The 19,858-nt window shown below is 63.6% G+C and carries 12 protein-coding genes; 6 read left to right on the top strand and 6 right to left on the bottom strand.

Going from position 1 to position 19,858, the window contains the following annotated elements:
• Nucleotides 1-88: 88 nt before the first annotated feature.
• Nucleotides 89-3,049: a TonB-dependent receptor gene (locus VO57_007385; protein XBL71146.1), complete on the bottom strand. Its 2,961-nt coding sequence runs from the start codon at nucleotides 3,047-3,049 to the stop codon at nucleotides 89-91.
• Nucleotides 3,050-3,270: 221 nt separating this feature from the next.
• Between VO57_007385 and VO57_007380 the strand changes: the two genes are divergently transcribed.
• A complete protein-coding gene (locus VO57_007380; protein ID XBL71145.1) occupies nucleotides 3,271-3,795 on the top strand; it encodes a hypothetical protein in 525 nt (174 codons plus the stop codon).
• Between the two features lie 271 nt (nucleotides 3,796-4,066).
• Entirely contained in the window at nucleotides 4,067-7,261 is a 3,195-nt protein-coding gene (locus VO57_007375) for a TonB-dependent receptor (GenBank protein ID XBL71144.1), read from the top strand.
• A gap of 106 nt (nucleotides 7,262-7,367) precedes the next feature.
• Here the strand turns inward: VO57_007375 and VO57_007370 are convergent, their stop codons facing one another.
• The gene (locus VO57_007370; GenBank protein ID XBL71143.1) at nucleotides 7,368-7,601 is read right to left on the bottom strand and encodes a hypothetical protein; all 234 of its coding nucleotides are present in this window, start codon (nucleotides 7,599-7,601) and stop codon (nucleotides 7,368-7,370) included.
• Between the two features lie 129 nt (nucleotides 7,602-7,730).
• Nucleotides 7,731-10,310 carry an ATP-dependent chaperone ClpB gene (gene clpB, locus VO57_007365; GenBank protein ID XBL71142.1) on the bottom strand — a complete coding sequence of 860 codons (2,580 nt, stop codon included), beginning with the start codon at nucleotides 10,308-10,310 and terminating at the stop codon, nucleotides 7,731-7,733.
• Nucleotides 10,311-10,523: 213 nt separating this feature from the next.
• Here clpB and VO57_007360 point away from each other — a divergent pair, with 213 nt between their 5' ends.
• The 4 genes from VO57_007360 to VO57_007345 all read left to right on the top strand — a co-directional run bounded on the left by VO57_007360 (nucleotide 10,524) and on the right by VO57_007345 (nucleotide 16,961).
• Nucleotides 10,524-12,740, top strand: a complete 2,217-nt coding sequence (locus tag VO57_007360; GenBank protein ID XBL71141.1) for an acylase — start codon at nucleotides 10,524-10,526, stop codon at nucleotides 12,738-12,740.
• Between the two features lie 77 nt (nucleotides 12,741-12,817).
• The gene (locus VO57_007355; protein XBL71140.1) at nucleotides 12,818-15,658 is read left to right on the top strand and encodes a pitrilysin family protein; all 2,841 of its coding nucleotides are present in this window, start codon (nucleotides 12,818-12,820) and stop codon (nucleotides 15,656-15,658) included.
• A gap of 70 nt (nucleotides 15,659-15,728) precedes the next feature.
• Complete coding sequence (locus tag VO57_007350; protein XBL71139.1) at nucleotides 15,729-16,034, top strand: hypothetical protein; 306 nt, start codon at nucleotides 15,729-15,731, stop codon at nucleotides 16,032-16,034.
• A 126-nt stretch (nucleotides 16,035-16,160) separates the two neighbouring features.
• Nucleotides 16,161-16,961: a hypothetical protein gene (locus tag VO57_007345; protein ID XBL71138.1), complete on the top strand. Its 801-nt coding sequence runs from the start codon at nucleotides 16,161-16,163 to the stop codon at nucleotides 16,959-16,961.
• Here the strand turns inward: VO57_007345 and VO57_007340 are convergent.
• From VO57_007340 to gatB, 3 genes are read right to left on the bottom strand one after another with little or no spacing between them, the layout of a single operon-like run.
• Nucleotides 16,942-17,424 (bottom strand): tRNA (cytidine(34)-2'-O)-methyltransferase, encoded by a 483-nt coding sequence (locus VO57_007340; GenBank protein XBL71137.1) that lies wholly within the window; start codon nucleotides 17,422-17,424, stop codon nucleotides 16,942-16,944. The two genes, VO57_007345 and VO57_007340, sit on opposite strands and share 20 nt — an antisense overlap.
• Complete coding sequence (locus tag VO57_007335) at nucleotides 17,424-18,302, bottom strand: GIY-YIG nuclease family protein (protein ID XBL71136.1); 879 nt, start codon at nucleotides 18,300-18,302, stop codon at nucleotides 17,424-17,426. The genes VO57_007340 and VO57_007335 overlap by 1 nt, the downstream gene beginning before the upstream one ends.
• Nucleotides 18,303-18,315: 13 nt before the next feature.
• Nucleotides 18,316-19,812, bottom strand: coding sequence for an Asp-tRNA(Asn)/Glu-tRNA(Gln) amidotransferase subunit GatB (gene gatB / locus VO57_007330; protein ID XBL71135.1), 1,497 nt, complete (start codon nucleotides 19,810-19,812; stop codon nucleotides 18,316-18,318).
• Nucleotides 19,813-19,858 lie beyond the last annotated feature (46 nt).

The raw sequence follows: 19,858 nt of genomic DNA, 5'->3' as shown, positions 1-19,858 counted from the left end.
GCAAAATTGCCTGCGTCCATCGCTTGCACAAAAAAAACGGCGGGCTCCGAAGAGCCCGCCGCCTTTTTTCGGCTTTCGCCGCGCGTGACTAGAACTTGATCATCGCGCTGACGAAGAAGTCGCGGCCCAGCACGTCGTAAGTGCTCGGGTAGGTGTTGGCCTGTTCCTGGTTGTCGCCAAGCAGGAGGCTGTTCGGACGGTTGGTGACGATACCATTGGCATCGAACAGAGGCGTACCCGGCAGCGTGTCGAACAGGTTGTTCACACCCACGCTCAGGGTCAGCGCTTCGCTCGCCGCATAGGAGAACGTCAGGTCAAGCAGGTCGTAGGCATCGATCTTCTCGACCCCGTTGAACTGCGTGTAGTCCAGCGTGTCATCGTCATCGGTGACCGAACCGACATGACGCCAGCGGAGCGAAGTGGTGACCGGGCCATCGATGAACGAGGCACGGCTGGTCCACTTGAACTCAGGCGTCGGTTCGCCACAGGTCGCGCCGAAGCGGCCCGCACATTCGTTGACGGTGTCGAAGCCCTGCACCGGGTACAGATCGCTCTTCTCGGTCCAGGTGCCGAGGAAGGACAGCTGCAGACGCTGCTCACCGGTGTCGGTGAAGAGCGAGAACGGCAGGCTCGTCCCGTAAGCGACCTGGAAGTCGATGCCCGACACTTCGAGCTTCGCAACGTTCGCCTGGTTCAGCAGCGGCGGGTTCGCCGTGGTGATCGCGCCGTTGCCCTGACGGGTGCCGACGATGACCTGGCAGTACTCGCTGTTGATGTCCTGAACGACGTTGTAGCACAGGTTCAGGGTGCTGTTCAGGCCGCCACCGAAGGTCGCGATCGCGTCTTCAATCTTGAAGTTGAAGTAGTCGGCCGTGATCGAGAGACCCGGGATGAACCGCGGCTGCAGCACCACACCGAAGGTGTAGCTGTCCGAGGTTTCCTCGCCCAGAGCGGCGTTACCACCGAAGATGGCGGGCACCTGGGTGTCCGGACGGATGTTGGGGTCACCAACGCTGCCCGGCGCAACACCGGTCGCGATGCACAGCGCGTTGAGCGTGGCATCGTTCTGCGCACCGGCAACCGCACAGGGGTCGGTCGCACCCGGGAAGCCGATCGCCAGACCACCGAACAGTTCACCCACGTTGGGAGCGCGAACCGCACGCTGATACTGCGCACGCAGCTTGATGTCCGGGATCGGCGCGAATTCGACGCCACCGGCATAGGTCCAAACGCCACCGATCGTGCCGCTCGAATAGTCGGAGTAGCGCGCCGCACCCGAGATATCGAGAGCTGCGGTACCGAAGCGGACCGGGATCGCGAGTTCGGCGAACAGTTCGCGGACATCGTAATCGCCATTGGTGGGCTCACCGGCGTTGAAGCCGATGACGTCACCCGAAGCGAGCGCGGTATCCGGAATGAACTGCGCGGCAACCTTGCGGTATTCGCCACCGACGGCGAAGCCGACCGGATCGGATGCCTCAGTGATGGCGAAGTCGCCGAACGTACCCGAGATCACCGCCGTTGCGACCTGAAGCGACGAAATATCGCCGTTCTGTGCCTGGATGGTGATCGAGTCGACCATTTCCGGCGTCAGCGTGCCGGGGCCGAAGATGTTGATCGGGGTGCCCGTGCCGTCCAGCCCGGCCTGGAAGTTCGAGCGCGAGATGTTGCCCTGCTGGATGTTGGCGTTCCGAGTACGCGCATACATGTAGTAGGCATCGTAGTTCAGGTAATCGCCGATCGGGCCGGTGATCCCGCCGAGGATACGGAAGGAGTTACGCTCGTCGAGGTTCTGGCGCAGGCCGGTTTCGACGATACGACGCTGAACGTAGAAGTTCACCACGCCCGGATCGTCAGCCACGCCGTCCAGCGCGTTCTGTGCGCTTTCCGCCGCGTCGATCGCCTGCAGCTGTGCGAAGTCGCCTGCCACGAGGAACGGCTGCACGGTTGCCAGATCGACGTTGAAGTTGCCGGTCACCGGGGTTGCTGCCAGTGCGGCTTCAACCTGGTTGTTGACGTAGGAAACTTCGGCGTAGGCACGGTGACCGCCGCCCAGCTCGTAGTCGGCATAGCCGCCGAGCAGGTAACGTTCCTGCGGAAGCTGCAGGTAGTTCACCGGAGCGTAGTTGTAGAGATCGCCTGTACGACGACGGAAGTCACGCGGCTGGTCGAAGACGACGCCGGTGCCGAAGCCCGAAGCGCCCGCTGCACCGAATTCGGTCCCGGCGGGAAGGCCGGTGTTGCCCTGCGCACCGCCGAGGTAGCGGAGCACACCGCTGGGCAGGGTCGAGGAACCGAACTGCTGCAGGTCGCCGCCGTCGGTCTCACCGCCGAGGGCGAAGTTCGAGAAGTCGCGGTCGCCCTGGAAGATCGAATCGCGCTTGTAGTATTCGGCATAGACCGTGGCGCTACCGCGGCCATCGGCGAATTCGCTGCCGATCGCACCGTGCACTTCGTAGCGCGCACCGTCGCCACGCTCGGTCAGCGAGTACTGGCCACCGACTTCGACGCCCTGCACATCCTTGAGGCGGAAGTTGACGACCCCGGCGATCGCGTCCGAACCGTAAACGGCCGAAGCACCACCGGTCACAACGTCGACCGATTCAAGCAGGAACTGCGGAATGGTGTTGAGGTCGACGACCTGGTCGGTGTTGTAGAACATCCAGCGACGGCCATTGACCAGCACCAGCGTGCGGGTTGCGCCGAGACCGCGAAGGTTCAGCGTCGCCGTGCCATCGCCCGGGTTGTTCGAGAACGAGGTCGTGCCCGGCACAACCTGCGGCAGGGTGTTGATCACGCTTTCGACGTTGACCGAACCCGACAGTTCGAACTCTTCCGAGTTCACGACCGCAACCGGAGCCGCAGTTTCGAGGTCGCGACGGGCGATGCGCGAACCGGTGACGACGATCAGTTCGCCATTGGGCTCGGACGCACCGGTTTCGAGCGCGGGCTCGTCCGGGGTACCCTGCGCCATGGCGGGCGTGGCAAACACCGCGCCGGCCATCACGGTCCCAGCAAGCAAGGCCGCCTTGTTAAAACGGTTGGTCATTGAAGTCCCCTTCGTAGGAATGCGCCAATGAGCGCACAAATTTCTCGGAGCTTGTTTCCGATGGGCCTGCTCTAGGTCACCGGACCGCTCGCTTTCAATAAGGACCGCGTACCAACCGGCCCGGAGAGCATGCGCCTGTGACTTTTCGGTGACAGTTTCGCACACGACACGCCGTGCTACCAAGCGCCCAGAAATCGAAACGAAGAGGCTTTCGCAGACCCATGACCGGACCGAAAATTTCCCTCCCCGCGGCCGCCCTCTCGATCGCCCTTGTCGGCCTGGCCTCACCGGCGCTCGCCCAGGATGATTCGCCCGGCTATCTCGACCGGCTCGCAGCATGTCGCTCGATCGAGGAGCCCGAGGCCCGTCTCGCCTGCTACGACCGCGAGGTCGGCGCAGTGGTCGCCGCGAGCGAGGAAGGCGAGGTCCGCCTGGTCGACCGCGAGGAGGTCCGCCAGACAAAGCGCAAGCTGTTCGGCTTCACGATTCCCAAGGGCCTGTTCGGCAGCGACGACAAAGAAGACATGGACCTGCTGGAGACCACCATAACCCGGGTCGCCCCCTATGGCCGTAGCGGCTACCTCATAACGACCGAGGAAGGCTCGGTGTGGCAGATTTCCAACCCACCGATGCGCTTCAATCCGCCCAAGAGCGGTCAGGCCGTCGTGTTCAAGCGCGCTGCGCTCGGCTCCTTCTTCATTCGTGTGAACGGCCAGCTCGGGGTCAAGGGCGTACGGATCGAATAGCCATCCGGCCTGCGGGCCAGCACTGGCGATCCGGCAGACGAAAAGCGCCGGCGACCGGTGCGTTCGCAAGTCGTGTCACCGAGCCGACTTCTCGATGTTGCGAAAGTGCAACATGGACCAACAAAGCCTCTCACGCTCAAGCTTTTCGATTGCGCCAGGGCACGCCCTTCAGCATGGCCGAAAGTCACAAAAACGGGGCCACCTGCTTTTGGAAGTTTGCGCAACTCATTTCGCCGGGTCGCAGCCGGCTCTTTCTTGGGGGAAAGATCAGATGAAAACCAGTTACTCCACCGTCGCACGTTGTCGCGGGGCGCTTTTTGCGACCGCCGGCGTTGCGGCTCTTGCTTTCGGCGCGCCTGCCTTCGCGCAGGACACCACCGCGGATGAAGCCGATTGCGTCGATGCCAACGACAATGGCGTGTGCGACACGTCCGAGCCCGTCGATTCCAGTGCCGCCGTTCCTGCGGAAGGCATGATCGTCGTTACCGGTTCGCGCATTGCGCGCCCCAGCATTTCCTCGCCCGTGCCGCTGACCTCGGTCACCGCCGGCGAACTGACCGATCAGGGCGACATCTCGCTCGGTGACGCGCTGAACGACCTTCCGTCGCTGCGTACCACCTTCAGCCAGGGCAACTCGACCCGCTTCATCGGTACCGCAGGCCTCAACCTGCTCGACCTTCGCGGCCTCGGCACCAGCCGTACGCTGGTTCTCGTCAACGGTCGTCGCCACATCACGGCCCTGCCCGGCGATTACCTGGTCGACGTGAACACCATCCCGACCGACCTGCTCGAGCGTGTCGACGTCGTGACCGGCGGTAACTCCGCGATTTACGGTTCGGACGCGGTTGCCGGTGTCGTCAACTTCGTCCTCAAGCGCGACTACGACGGTCTGTCGCTGCGCGGCCAGGCCGGCATCTCGGAGCGCGGCGATCGCGCGACGCAGTTCGTCGCCGGTGTGTGGGGCACCAACTTCGCCGACGGTCGCGGTAACATCGCGATCGCTGCCGAATATGCGAATGCCGACCCGCTCTACTTCCGCGACCGCGACGAACTGACCGGCGCTTTCAGCGGCCGTTGCCAGTACAACACGGTCGAACCGACCGGCGGTGAGCCCAACGGCACCGACGGCATCATCGATACCGCTCCGCTGTGCGGCGTGACCAACAACAACATCTCCGATGGCGGCTTCCTTGGCGCGTACGGCGATCGCAGCATCCTCGTGTTCCAGCCGGACGGCTCGATCATCCGCTCGCGCCCGCGTGACGCGCTGGGTTCGTACACCAGCAACGTCATCGGCGGCGCAGGTTCGACCCTGCGTAACACCGGTCAGCTCGCTGCCGGCCTCGAACGCTACACGGTCAACCTGCTGGCCCGTTACGAGTTCAGCGAAGGCTTCCAGCCCTTCATCGAAGCCAAGTACGCCCACGTGGACGCAATTCAGGAAGGCCAGCCGAGCTTCTTCCAGGGTTCCATCCCGGGCTTCTTCGGCGGCGGCTCCAACCTGCGCTGCGACAACCCGTTCCTGACCGACCAGGCGTTCAACACGCTGGCAGGGATCGGTTTCTGTAACGCGACCCGTGACGCCACCCCGTTCACCATCTCGCGCTTCAACGTCGACTTCGGTGGCCGCGGCGAATTCCAGAGCCGTGACACCTACCGCGTCGTTGCCGGCGTCGAAGGTACCTTCAACGAAGACTGGCAGTACGAAGTTTCGGTCAACTATGGCCGCTTCGAATCGCACCTCGAATCGCTGAACAACCTCAAGCTGTTCGACCTCGACGGCAACGAAGACGGCTTCCTGCTGGCTCTCGACGCTGCTCGTAACGCCCAGGGCGAGATCGTCTGCCGCGTGAACCAGGTCACCGTGACCCGTCCGGACTGTGTGCCGATCAACGTGTTCGGCTTCGGCGCACCGAGCCAGGCCGCGCTGGACTTCGTGAACACCACGACGACCCGCGACGAAAAGGCCGAAGAGTTCGACATTCTGGCGAGCGTCTCGGGCGACCTGTCGCAGCTGTTCGAACTGCCGGGCGGCCCGATCGCCTTCGCTTTCGGCACCGAGTATCGTACCGAAACCGCTTACAGCGCGTTCGACGAGCTGGTGCAGGCGGGTGGTACCTTCCTCAACCAGATCCCGACCTTCGATCCGCCGAAGCTCGAAGTTCTGGAAGGCTTCGCCGAAGTCGCGATCCCGCTGCTCGCCGATCTTCCGTTCGCGGATGAGCTGACGATCTCGGGTGCGGCGCGCGTGTCGGACTACAACACCGCCACCGGCACCGTCTGGGCCTACAACATCAACGGTATCTACGCCCCGATCCCGGACATCCGGTTCCGTGCGGCATACGCTACCTCGGTGCGTGCTCCGACCCAGAGCGACCTGTTCTCGCCCGCTTCGCAGAACTTCGGCTTCCTGGCCGACCCCTGCGATGCGCAGAACATCACCAACAACCCGAACCGGGCTGCCAACTGTGCCGCCGCCGGCGTCCCCGCGACGATCACCCCGGCGATCGCAGCAGCCTGTGCCGGCATCGTCGATCCCAGCCTGCTGGACATTGGCGATCCGTTCGTGAACTGTCTGGCTCGCTCGCAGTCGACTGCCTACACCTCGGGCGGCAACCCGAACCTGATCGAGGAAAAGGGCAAGTCGCTCACTCTCGGTGTGGTGCTTCAGCCGCGCTTCGTGCCGGGCCTGAGCTTCACGGTCGACTACTACAACATCGAGATCGAAGATCAGATCGCGACGTTGGGTCCGCAGACGATCCTGAACAACTGCTACAACGACGCGAACGGGATCAACAACCCGTACTGTGTGTCGATTTCGCGTGACCCGACGACCGGTCTGTTCAGCGACCCGGCGCTGCTGTCGAGCGGGATCAACTTTGCGTCGCGTAAGACCGAAGGCATCGATTTCGATCTGCAGTACAACTACACGTTCGAAAACGATCACCGCCTGCGGGTTCGTGCAATCGCTACGCACCTCCTGAAGCTCGACTTCTTCGAGAACCCGGATGACAGCGAAGTTCCCAACCGCATCCGCGGCGAACTTGGCGATCCGGAATGGGCAGCTTCGTTCAGCGCGAGCTATGACATCGGTGATGTCGAGTTCACCTGGTCGATGCGCTTCCTCGACGAAATGACCAAGGGTGCATACGAAAGTGCCTTCCCGTACATCGGCCGTTGCCCCGCTTCGGGCTCGACCGGTTACACCGGCGGCACCTGTACCCCGGGCGAACTGACCACGCTCGATCCGTCGAACGTCGACCAGTACGCTGATCCGACCTTCCCGATGAAGATCTACCACAACGTGCGGATCGACTGGGATGTGGACGATGCGTTCAACTTCTACGTCGGTGTCGACAACCTGCTCGACGAGCAGCCGCCGTTCGGCCAGCTCGGCACTGCCGGTGGCGATCCGTACGACACCTTCGGTCGTTACTTCTACGCCGGTATCCGCGCCGACTTCTAAGCGCGATACCAAGCCAAACAGGAAAGGCCCCGGGAAACCGGGGCCTTTTTTGTTGTCCGTAGTGGATCGCCGGGCGCTGCGTCCGACGATGCTCGTCCACGCGGGATCACGGACGCGGCGGCGCAACCTCGTAGCGGCGCGGATAGGTGAAGATCACGGAACAGCCATTGTCGTCGCATTGGCCCCAGGAGCAGTTGAACTCGTCGCAGCTCTCGTAGTCGCCCGGGCCGGGGTAGATCGCGACACCCGGCCGGTCGTCGTCGTCAGACGCCTGGATACTTGCCGGGGCGAGCGCGAAGCCCGCGATCACCAGAAGCATGGTCACATATCGTGACGTCATGACATTGCTCTCCTCTCACCGGACGAAATGCCCGGCAGGAGGAGAGGCTATGGACAGCGCGCGCCATCCTTGATGCGGCTCAATCCCTTGGGGAAGTCGCTCAGGTACGAAGGCTTACGAAATGCGCAATCAATCGACTGAAATCGCCAGTTCGCCATCGCCCTCGTCGATCTTGACAGTGCTGCCGTCGGGAATCTCGCCCTGCAGCAGTCTCTCGGCGAGCGGGTCCTGTACGTAGCGCTGGACCGCGCGCTTGAGCGGACGCGCCCCATAGACCGGATCATATCCGACCCGACCCAGCCAGCGCTTCGCCGCATCGGTCAGTTCGAGCTCGATCTTGCGGTCGGCGAGCAGTTTCTGGACGCGCGCCACCTGGAGTTCGACGATCGGTGCCATGTTTTCCATGCTCAGGCGGTGGAACAGGATGATCTCGTCCAGCCGGTTGAGGAATTCGGGGCGGAAATGCCCGCGCACCACGTCCATCACCTGCGGCTCGACATCGCTGACCTGCTGATCGTCGGTCATGTTCGACAGGTACTGGCTGCCCAGGTTCGACGTCAGGATGATCAGCGTGTTGGAGAAGTCCACCACTCTGCCCTGTCCGTCCGTAAGGCGGCCATCGTCGAGCACCTGCAGCAGCACGTTGAAGACGTCGGAGTGCGCCTTCTCGACCTCGTCGAACAGCACGACCTGATAGGGCCTGCGCCGCACGCTTTCGGTCAGCACGCCGCCTTCTTCATAGCCGACATAGCCCGGAGGTGCGCCGATCAGACGCGCGACCGCGTGCTTCTCCATGAATTCGCTCATGTCGATGCGGACCATCGCGTTGTCGTCGTCGAACAGGAACTGGGCGAGCGCCTTGGTCAGCTCGGTCTTGCCGACGCCGGTGGGGCCGAGGAACAGGAAGCTGCCGAGCGGACGGCCCGGGTCCTTGAGGCCTGCACGCGCGCGGCGCACGGCTTTGGACACCGCCTCGACCGCAGCCTCCTGCCCGATCACGCGCTTGCCCAGCACTTCTTCCATCTTCAGAAGCTTGTCGCGCTCGCCTTCAAGCATCCGGTCCACCGGGATGCCCGTCCAGCGCGCGACGACGCCCGCGATATCCTCTTCGGTCACTTCCTCGCGCAGCAGCGCGTTGGCAGTGTGGCCTTCGGCTTCCTTGAGCTTGTTCTCAAGCTCTGGGATGCGCCCGTATTGGAGCTCGCCCGCCTTGGCGAGGTCGCCCGCGCGCTGCGCCTGCTCCAGCTCCAGCCGCGCCGCGTCGAGATCTTCCTTGATCCGCGCTTCGGCATGGATCTTGTCACGCTCTCCCTGCCAGCGAGTGGTCAGTTCGGACGAACGCTGTTCCAGATTGGCGAGGTCTTCGCGCAGGTTTTCGAGCCGTTCCTTGCTCGCATCGTCGCTTTCCTTGGCGAGCGCCTGCTCTTCGATCTTGAGCTGGATGATCCGCCGGTCGAGATTTTCGATCTCCTCGGGCTTGCTCTCCACCTCCATCCGGATGCGGCTCGCCGCTTCGTCCATCAGATCGATCGCCTTGTCGGGCATGAAGCGGTTCTGGATGTAGCGGTTGGAAAGCTGCGCCGCGGCGACGATCGCGCCGTCGGTTATCCGTACGCCGTGGTGCAGCTCGTACTTTTCCTTGATCCCGCGCAGGATGCTGATCGTATCCTCGACGCTGGGTTCCTCGATATAGACCGGCTGGAAACGCCGCTGCAGCGCCGGGTCCTTCTCGACGTATTTCTGGTATTCGTCGAGCGTGGTCGCGCCGATGCAGTGCAGCTCGCCCCGCGAAAGCGCCGGTTTCAGGAGGTTGGACGCGTCCATGCTGCCTTCGGAGGCCCCTGCCCCGATCAGCGTGTGCATCTCGTCGATGAACAGGATGATCTGCCCGTCGGAGCCCTTCACCTCGTCGAGCACGGCCTTGAGCCGTTCCTCGAACTCGCCGCGATATTTCGCGCCCGCAATCAGCGCGCCCATGTCGAGCGCCATCAGCGTACGGTTCTTGAGGCTATCGGGAACGTCGCCATTGGCGATGCGCAGCGCGAGCCCTTCGGCAATCGCGGTCTTGCCGGTGCCGGGTTCGCCGATCAGCGCGGGGTTGTTCTTGGTCCGCCGGGCGAGGATCTGCACCGTGCGGCGAATTTCCTCGTCGCGGCCGATGACGGGGTCGAGCTTGCCATCGCGCGCCGCCTGGGTCAGGTCGCGGGCATATTTCTGCATTGCGTCGTAAGCCTGTTCGGCATTGGCGCTGTCTGCGGTGCGTCCGCCGCGCAGGTCGGCAATCGCGCGCTCCAGCGCCTTGGCATCGACGCCTGCGTCGGCGAGCACGCCGCCCGCCTTGCTGTTGGATGCGAGCGCCAGCGCGACCAGCAGCCGCTCCACGGTGACGAAGCTGTCGCCGGACTTTTCCGCGATCTGCTGCGCCTGGTCGAGCACGCGCACCGAGTCATTGTCGAGCCCCGGGCTCGCCTGTGCACCGCTGCCGCTGACCGCCGGGATGCGGCCCAGTTCGTCGTCGACGCGCTGTTCGGCCTTCACCGGATCGCCGCCCGCGCGCTGGACCAGCCCCGCAGCCATCCCCTCGCTATCGTCGAGCAGCACCTTGAGAATGTGCAGCGGCGTGATGCGCTGGTGGTTCAGGCGGATGGCGGTGGTCTGCGCGGACTGGAGAAAGCCTTTCGCGCGGTCGGTAAAGTTTTCGAGGTTCATGTGCGGTCCCCTTTTTCCGTGCCGCCCTGAAATAGTGTTGCCATCCGGCCACGTAAGGGTCTCTTGCAAATTTTTGCATAGTCGATCGACCTCGTGGTCTCGCGGCGGGACGAACGACACGAGGCTGCACAGTCCGGTGCGAAGGGTTGCCACATGCAATCGAAATCGCGCATGTCCCGCAGCAAGTAATTAAAAAAGAAGATGGGATTCGGGATGAAGAAGGTACTGGGGGGCCTCGGCCTGGCCGTGCTCGCGATCGTGCTGATCGCGGTAATCGGGCTGATGACGTGGGAGCCGTTTTTCGCGCGCGAGGGCCATGCTCCCGACAGCGACCGGACCTACACCGCCCAGATCGTGCGGGACGAGTTCGGCGTGCCCCATGTCTACGGCACAACCGATGCCGACGTTGCCTATGGCGTCGCCATCGCGCATGCCGAAGACGATTTCACCACCCTGCAGGATGTCGTCGCGATGAGCCGCGGGCGCTATGGCGCGATTGCTGGGCAGGACGGCGCGGCTATCGACTATGCCTACCACCTGACCGGCGCGCGCGAGACGGCGGAGCGCGAGTGGCCCAAACTGCCCGCGGATACGCGCGCGCTGCTGGACGCCTATGCAGTCGGCCTCAACGATTACGCGCGCGATCATCCGGGCGAGATCAAGCTGGGCAAGCTTTTCCCGGTCAACGGGATCGACATTGCCGCAGGCTTCGCGCTGCGCCAGCCGTTCTTCTTCGGGCTCGACCGCTATCTGGGCCCGCTGGTCGAAGGCAAGCCGCTGCCACCCGAATACGGCCCTTCGCTGAGCGGCACCTCGACTATCGACGATGCGCCCCGGATCATGGACGATGCTGCGCCGGAGCCGCGCAAGACGGCCGATGCCGGACCGATCCCGATGGGGGAGGATGCGGAATACGCAGGCTCCAACGCCTTTGCTGTCGCGCCGGAGAAGTCGGGCGGGCCGACCATCCTGGTCTCCAATTCGCACCAGCCCTGGCGCGGCGGGGTCGCGTGGTATGAACTGATCGTCCAGAGCGACGAGGGATGGCACTATGCGGGCGCCAACTTCCCCGGCAGCCCCTTCCCCTTCCTCGGCCATAACGAGACGCTGGGCTGGACCAACACGGTCAATACGCCCGACATGATCGATATCTACAAGCTGGTACTGGACGACTCCGGCACCCGCTATCGCCTCGACGGCAAGTGGCGCGATCTGGAGGCGACCGACATCACCCTGCCGGTGCGCGTCGGCCCCTTCACCCTGCCGATCCGGCGCACGGTCTATCGTAGCGTGCACGGGCCGGTGGTGAAGAACGACAACGGTGCCTTTGCCATCCGTTACGGCGGGATCGGCAGCATCGGCCAGCTCGACGCCTATTACCGGCTCAACAAGGCGAAGACCTATGATGAGTGGTACGGCATCCTGTCGCGCGGGCAGATCCCTTCGACCAACTTCATCTACGGCGATGCCGAGGGCAATATCGCCTATGTCTACAACGCCGCCATTCCCGAGCGACAGGCGGGGCCCGACTGGCGCACCGTGCTGCCCGGCGACGACAGTGCGCTGATCTGGCAGGACACGGTCGATTACGCGTCCCTGCCCCAATATCTCAACCCGGCGAGCGGGTGGCTGATGAACGCCAACAACACGCCGTTCCTTGCCGCGGGCGAAGGCAGCGACCTGTCGCCCGACAGCGTCTCGCCGCTGATGGGGGTCGAGCTCAAGATGACCAATCGCGGGCTGCGCGCATGGAAGTTGATGAGCGAGGCCGACCGGCTCGACAGCGATACGCTGATGCGGATCAAGTACGACACCGCGTATGAGAATGCGGGCTATATCAAGCGAATGATGGACGATGTCCGCGCGATCGACCCGAAGCAGCATCCCGACCTCGCCGAGGCCCGCAGGCTGATGCTGGAATGGGATCTGACCGCCGACAATATCGGCCGCGCAGATGCGATCGCGCTGCTGATGGTCCGCGAATTCATGGCGTCGAGCTACCAGAAATCGCCCTGGCCCGATGCGGCGGAGGAACTGCGCCGATCGAAGGATCACCTGCAGAAGTACTTCGGCAGCCTGACCCCACCGATGAGCGAACTGCTGCGTCTGCGGCAAGGCGATGTCGATCTGCCGCTGGACGGCGGATCGGACACGCTGCGCGCCTCGACCACCTGGAATGTCGATGATGATGGGCGGCTGTCGGTCAAGCATGGCGACAGCTTCATCCAGTGGGTCGAATGGCTGCCGGGCCAGCGCGTAACCTCGCGCTCGATCCAGCCATACGGCGCGGCAACCACCCGGCCTGACAGCCCGCACTTCGTCGATCAGGCAACGCTGTTCATCCAGCATCGCTTGAAACCGGTTCATTTCTGGCGGGAGGACGCCTTGACCCACGCGACCAGCCGCAAAACGGTTTCCAGCCAACGCTGAAAGTGCTTATTTAGCCACCGGATTTCAGGCTTTTGATTTCGCCGAGACTGCTTCTTTCCGAATTAGGGGACACAGACATGCTTCGTACCACCAAGACCAGCCTGACCGCGCTTGCGGTCGCGCTTGCCACACCCGCTCTGGTCGCAACTCCGGCCTTCGCGCAGGATGCCGAGAGCGCCGAGGCTGCCCCGCTCGACGATCTGGTCGATCAGGTCGCGATCCCCTACACCCAGTTCGAACTCGACAACGGTCTGACCGTGATCGTCCACGAAGACCGCAAGGCGCCGATCGTCGGCGTGGCGGTATGGTACAATGTCGGTTCCAAGGACGAACCCAAGGGCGAAACCGGCTTTGCCCACCTGTTCGAACACCTGATGTTCAACGGGTCGGAAAACGCGCCCAACGACTATTTCCAGTACCTGCAGGAAATGGGCGCGACCGATTATAACGGCACCACCAATTTCGACCGCACCAACTATTTCCAGACCGTGCCGACCGGCGCGCTGGACCGTGCGCTGTGGCTGGAAAGCGACCGCATGGGTTACCTGCTGGGCGCGATCACCCAGGAAAAGCTCGATAACCAGCGCGGCGTCGTCCAGAACGAGAAGCGTCAGGGCGACAATCAGCCGGGTGGCCTGGTGTTCTACGAGATCATCAAGGCGCTCTACCCCGAAGGGCACCCCTACGACCACAACGTGATCGGTTCGATGGCCGATCTCGACGCTGCCACGCTGGACACCGTGCAGAAGTGGTTCCGCGACAATTACGGCCCCAACAACGCGACCCTGGTGCTCGCGGGTGACATTTCCGCCGCCGAAGCGAAGCCGCTGGTGGAGAAGTATTTCGGCGCGATCCCGCGCGGCCCGGTCAATAATCCGGCTGAGGCCGATGTCCCCGTTCTGAAGCAGGACATCCGCAAGGTCATGAAGGACCAGGTCGCTGCGACCAGCATCGACAAGTACTATTCCGTCCCCGGTATCACGGACCGCGATCTGACCGCGCTGTCCGTCGGCGCGCAGATCCTCGGCGGGCTGTCCTCCAGCCGGCTCGACAATGCGCTGGTCCGTGACGAAAAGCTCGCGATCAGCGTCAACGCGGGCAACTACGCCTTCCAGCGGGTCGGCATCCTCGACGTCGGCGCGACCGTGAAGCCCGGCGTCGATCCCGCCGTGGTTGAGAAGCGCCTGAACGAGATCCTCGCCGACTTCATCGAAAACGGGCCGACCGAAGACGAAGTGCGCCGTGCAGCAACCTCGAACCTCGCCGGCACGATCCGCGGGCTCGAACAGGTCGGCGGCTTCGGCGGCAAGGCGGTCACGCTGGCGCAGGGCGAAGTGCTTGCCGGCGATCCCGGTTTCTTCGAGCGTCAGATGAACATCCTCGCCACGCTGACCCCGGCTGAAGTCAAGGCGGCGATGCAAAAGTGGATGACCCGCCCCGCGATGACCCTGGTGCTCGAACCCGGCGAACGCGAAGGCGAGTACGAAGAAGCCGCCAGCGTCGTTGCAACCGACGACGCGGCGGAAGAGGCAGCGCCCGCAGCCAGCGAAATCACGGTGACCAAGGCCCGCCCGGCACCCGAAATTTCCCAGCTCACCGCGCTCGACTTCCCTGACGTGACCGAAGCCGCGCTGCCCAACGGCATCAAGGTCTATTACGCGCAGCGCGACGCGGTGCCTGCCACCCGCGTAACGATCAGCTTCGATGCCGGCTCTGCGGCAGACCCGCTCGACAAGCGTGGGCTCGAAGGCATGACGCTGGGCCTGATGGAAGAAGGCACCACCAGCCTCAATTCGCGCGAACTCGCCGAAGCGCAGGAGCGGCTCGGTGCGAACATCAGCACCGGCGGCGGCGTCGACCGGTCGAGCTTCACGCTTTCTTCGCTGAGCGCCAACCTCGAACCCTCGCTCGACCTGCTGGCCGATGTGGTGCGTAACCCTGCATTCGATCCGCAGGAGCTCGAGCGGGTGCGCACGCAGACCGTCACCAGCATCCAGCAGGCTCTCAAGAGCCCCAGCGGCATGGCCTACTACGTCGCCACCCCGCTCGTTTACGGGAAAGACAATCCCTATGGCGGCTCGGGCACGGTCGAGTCGGTCGGCGCGCTGACCCGCGACGATCTGGTGAACTTCAAGCAGACCTGGCTGCGCCCGGACAACGCGACGATCTTCGTCGTTTCCAACCTTTCGCTGGATGAGGTCATGCCCGACCTTACCGAAGCGTTCGGCAACTGGTCCGCTCCGGCGACGCCGAAGGGCGAGAAAGACTTCAGCTCGCTCGCCACGGCGCCCGAATCGGCGCGGGTCGTGCTGGTGAACCGGCCCAATTCGCCGCAGAGCTTCATCGTCGGCGGCGAGATCACGCCGTTCTCTTCGAGCGATGAGTCGATCGTCGACCTGACCAACGCCAACAACGCGCTGGGCGGCAACTTCCTCGCCCGGCTCAACATGAACCTGCGCGAGACCAAGGGCTGGAGCTATGGCGTGCGTGGCGCACCGCGGCTCGACGAGAATGCGGTCGCCTATTTCATCCAGGCACCGGTTCAGGCCGACCGCACAGGCGATGCGCTGGCGGAGATGATCCGCGAAGTCGATGAATTCGTCACCACCCGTGGTGTGACCGAGGAAGAGCTGACCCGGAACGTCAACAACGAGATCCGCCAGCTTCCCGGCCAGTTCGAGACTTCGGGCGCGGTGCTCGGCGCGATGCAGCGCAACGTCATGCTCGATCGCCCGATGGACTACTACGAAACGCTCGCAGACAAGTATCGCGCGCAGACGGCCGAAAGCCTCAATGCTGCGGCACGCAAGGCGATCAACCCCGATGGCTTCGTGTGGGTCGTGGTCGGCGATGCCGAAAAGGTCCGCCCGCAGCTCGACCAGCTCGGCCTGCCGGTGGAAACCATCGAGGTCGAGTAACGTTTATTGACATGAATGTAGGTACGGGCGATGGCCCGTCCTACCCACACACGTGAGAGGAGTAACGCTTATGTCCGTAGCCGGAACCTATGACACCGTCGTCAAGAGCCCGATGGGCGACCAGAAGGGCACCTTCACCGTCGTCCCGGGCGATGATGGCAACACCTTCACCGGCTCGATGGCCGGCGGAATGGGCTCGATGGACGTGAAGGACGGCACCATCGATGGCGACACGCTCAAGTGGAAGATGGACATGACCGTCCCGATGCCGATGGAGCTCAACTGCGAAGCCACCGTCAATGGCGACCAGATGACCGGCAAGGTCAACGCGGGCGCCTTCGGCGACATGCCGCTGACCGGCGAGAAGCAGGGCTAAGCCCCGCTTTTTGCGAAGATAAAAAGGGCTCCGGACCGATGGGTTCGGGGCCCTTTTTGCAGGCACCTTCCGGGGCTTCCCGTTGGCGCGATTTCGTGGCTAGAAGGGCCCGAGGAGCTGCCGCCGATGCGGCGTCGTGTCGCGGAGTGCCGGATGCAGATCAATCGAACAATGGCCGTGCTGATCGCGCTGGTCGTGCTGCTGGTCGGCGCAGTCGCCTTCCTGCTCGGTCAGCGCAGCTCGCCCGACAGCGAGCCCGAACCTGCGCCCACCGACAGCGCAATCATCTCCTCGCAGGATCCATACGCGGTGGAAACCCCGGAGGCGGAGGGCACGGCCCCGCCCGCACTCGCGGTCAGGATCGGGCGCGACGGCCCGCTCGCGAGCGCGTGCCAACGGATCGGCAGGGTTGCCAATCTGCCCCGCGGAGCTGACGATTTCCTCGCCGTGCGCGAAGCACCCAGCGCCGATGCGACCATGATCGATGAACTGGGCGATGACGCGCCCTTCTACCTGTGCGACCGGCAGGGCGGCTGGTTCGGGATCGTGTATCTGAGCGATGGCACCCTGCCCGCGGATGACCGCTGCGGGCTGGAGAACTCGGTCGGCAGCCCCCGCGCCTATTCGGGCGACTGCCTGACCGGCTGGGTCGCCAGCCGCTATGTCGATGCGAGCGGTGCGCAGGACTCCGATGAGCCCTACGAGGGCGAGGATGACGCCCCGCAAAGCCGCATGGTGCAGGTGAGCGCGACCGGCCCCACCCAGGTGGTGGCGTCGATGCGGATGTCACTGAAGGCGGAGACCGATTACGGCAAGCCGGTCAGCCAGCGTCCCGATGGCAACCGGGTCAGCTGCCGCGAAACCGGGACCGGCGACGCCGCGTGGACCTGCACCGCAACCTACACGATTACGAACCAGACCCAGTAAACCGCGCGCGCATGGCCTGATAGGCTGCGGCGGCGACCGTGTTGGCGAGGTTGAGCGAGCGCACCTTGTCGCTCTTCATCGGCAGGCTGACCATCTGTGCGCGATGCGCCTCCACGATCTCGGGCGGTAACCCCTTGGTCTCCCGCCCGAACACCAGATAGGCGTCCTCCGGATATTCCGGCTGATAGAAATCGCGCGGAGCATATTCCTCGAACAGGAACAGCTGGTCGGCGCGAGGGCTGCGCTCTTCAAAAAACGCCTCCCAGCTGCGAAATTCCGCCAGCCGGATATGCTGCCAGTAATCCAGCCCCGCCCGCTTCAGCCGCGTATCGGTGATCGTGAAGCCAAGCGGGTGGATCAGCACCAGTTCCATGTCGAGCGCCACGCAGGTACGCCCGACCGCGCCGGTATTCCCGGCGATCTCCGGATTGACGAGGACGATGCTGGGGCTTGGGATGGCCATCAGTTTTCGTTGAGCCCGTAGGGTGCGCGGCTTAGCAGTCGGACCTTCCAGCTATTTTCAAGACGCAAGAGTTCCGCACGATCAAGGTCGGGAGAAGTGCGCTGAAGAATCGAAAAGACAAAGTTCTTGGGGTCGCGCCTTTTCAGGAGCTTATTCCCCCCATGCCCGGACTTCGAGTAGTCCGTCCATCTCTGCAGCAGGTTCTCAGAACCACCGGCCGAGCCGACATAAGCCATCCGGTCGCTCATATCAGTTATTAGGTAGATACCGCGCCATTGGCGAAGTGCCGATTTCCAGCTCGTCGGCATGATCGCCAACTGGTCGAAGGTCAAAGCAATTTGATCCCAACTAGGCAGCTCTCCGGCCAACTGGTCAGCTTGGGCAATAGCCTTGACGCTGAAAGTGTTGCGATCCGCCCACCGATACCAAGAGCGTTCAAGACCCGGCCAATCGATCACGAGCCTATGCTTCCACGCGGCCAAATAGCTCGTCTCCACAAGGTCGAATTCGGAGATGATCTCTCGCGAGGCGCCGCCCGAAGCGCCGCTCATCCCGTATCTGACCAACTCGACATGCGATGGACGGGCGGCCCACTCGGCCGACGTGAGGTCACGCCAGCCGCGAATCTCGAAGAACCCCAAAAACAATGCAGCGCCCGGTCCGTGACGTAAGAAGCTGGCCACATAGTTAGCCCGTTTTAGCGCCGACTCCGTGCGTGTCCCGTGAGTGTTCTGATAGCAATCGAACAGGTCTGGACGCTCCGCTACAATCCAGTCGAAGTTACGATTCAGCTCCGGTTCCATCGGACGATGGCGGAAGACGACTATCTTAGACGGATCGAACCCGTCACGCTCAAGCAACTCGCTGAACGTGATCACAGCTCGTCGATCCTCACCCCAACTTATCCTTCAGGATCTGGTTGACCACCGCCGGGTTGGCCTTGCCCTGCATCGCCTTCATCGTCTGGCCGACGAAGAAGCCGAACAGCTTGTCCTTCCCGCCGCGATACTCCGCCACCTTGTCTTCGTTGGCGGCAATGATCGCATCGATCGCTTCCTCGATCGCGCCGGTGTCGCTGACCTGCTTGAGGCCTTCGCTATCGGCGATTTCCTCGGGGTCGCGGCCGGTCTTGAGGACGATCTCGTAGATTTCCTTGGCCTGTCCGCCGGAAATCTCGCCCTTGTCCTGCATCGCGAGGATGCTGGCCTGCGCTTCCGCAGTGGCGTGCGCGGGATCGGCTTCCTCACCGAGCGACTTCATCACGCCCGGCGCGACCGACAGCGCCCAGTTGGCGACCTGCGTGGCGACCGCCTTCTCGGGCTTGCCGATCTTCGCCGCGGTGGCGGAGAGCAGCGTTTCGAAGCGGCCGAAGGTCTCCACCTCGGCGGTCAGTTCGCGCGCGTTGTAGGGCGTGAGGCCCAGCTCGCCTTCGTACCGCGCACGCTTGGCGTCGGGCAGTTCGGGCAGGCTCTCGCGGCACTCGCTCAGGAATGCGTCGTCGAGTTCGAGCGGCAGCAGGTCGGGATCGGGGAAGTAGCGATAATCGTGCGCGTCTTCCTTGCTGCGCATCGTGCGCGTGGTACCGGTGGCGACATCGAACAGGCGCGTTTCCTGGTCAACCGTGCCGCCATTCTCCAGCACATCGACCTGGCGATTGGCTTCGTATTCGATGACCTGCATCACGAAGCGCACCGAGTTGACGTTCTTGGTCTCGGTCCGCGTGCCGAATTCTTCGCCCGGCTTGCGCACGGAGACGTTGACGTCCGCGCGCATTGAGCCTTCTTCCATATTACCGTCGCACGAGCCCACGTAACGCAGGATCGAGCGCAGCTTGCGCACGTAAGCGCCTGCTTCTGCGGGAGAACGCATGTCCGGCTTGCTGACGATTTCCATCAGCGCGATGCCCGTGCGGTTGAGATCGACGTAGGACATCGTCGGGTGCTGATCGTGCATCAGCTTGCCTGCATCCTGCTCCACGTGAATGCGCTCGATCCCGATGACCTTGTCCTCGGGGATGCCCGCCTTCTCGTCCGCCTCGATCAGCAGCTGCCCCTCACCCACGATGGGGTGGTAGAGCTGGCTGATCTGGTAGCCCTGCGGCAGGTCGGCGTAGAAGTAGTTCTTGCGGTCGAACCGGCTCCACGCGTTGATCTGGGCTTCGATGGCCATGCCGGTGCGCACCGCCTGCCGGATGCACTCGCGGTTGGGCACGGGGAGCATGCCCGGCATCGCAGCGTCGATCAGGCTGACCTGCGTGTTGGGCTCCGCGCCGAACTCGGTCGACGCGCCGCTGAACAGCTTGGCGTTGGAGGTGACCTGCGCGTGGACTTCGAGGCCGATCACGACCTCCCATTCGCCCGTCGCGCCCTGGATGCGATAAGTGCTCATCAGTATACCTCTAAAACTCTCACTGCGGCCGGAAGCCCGGTCGCCC

Source organism: Citromicrobium bathyomarinum, from assembly GCA_001306305.2.
Lineage (GTDB): Bacteria > Pseudomonadota > Alphaproteobacteria > Sphingomonadales > Sphingomonadaceae > Alteriqipengyuania > Alteriqipengyuania bathyomarina.
This window is presented reverse-complemented; position numbering and strand designations above follow the sequence as displayed.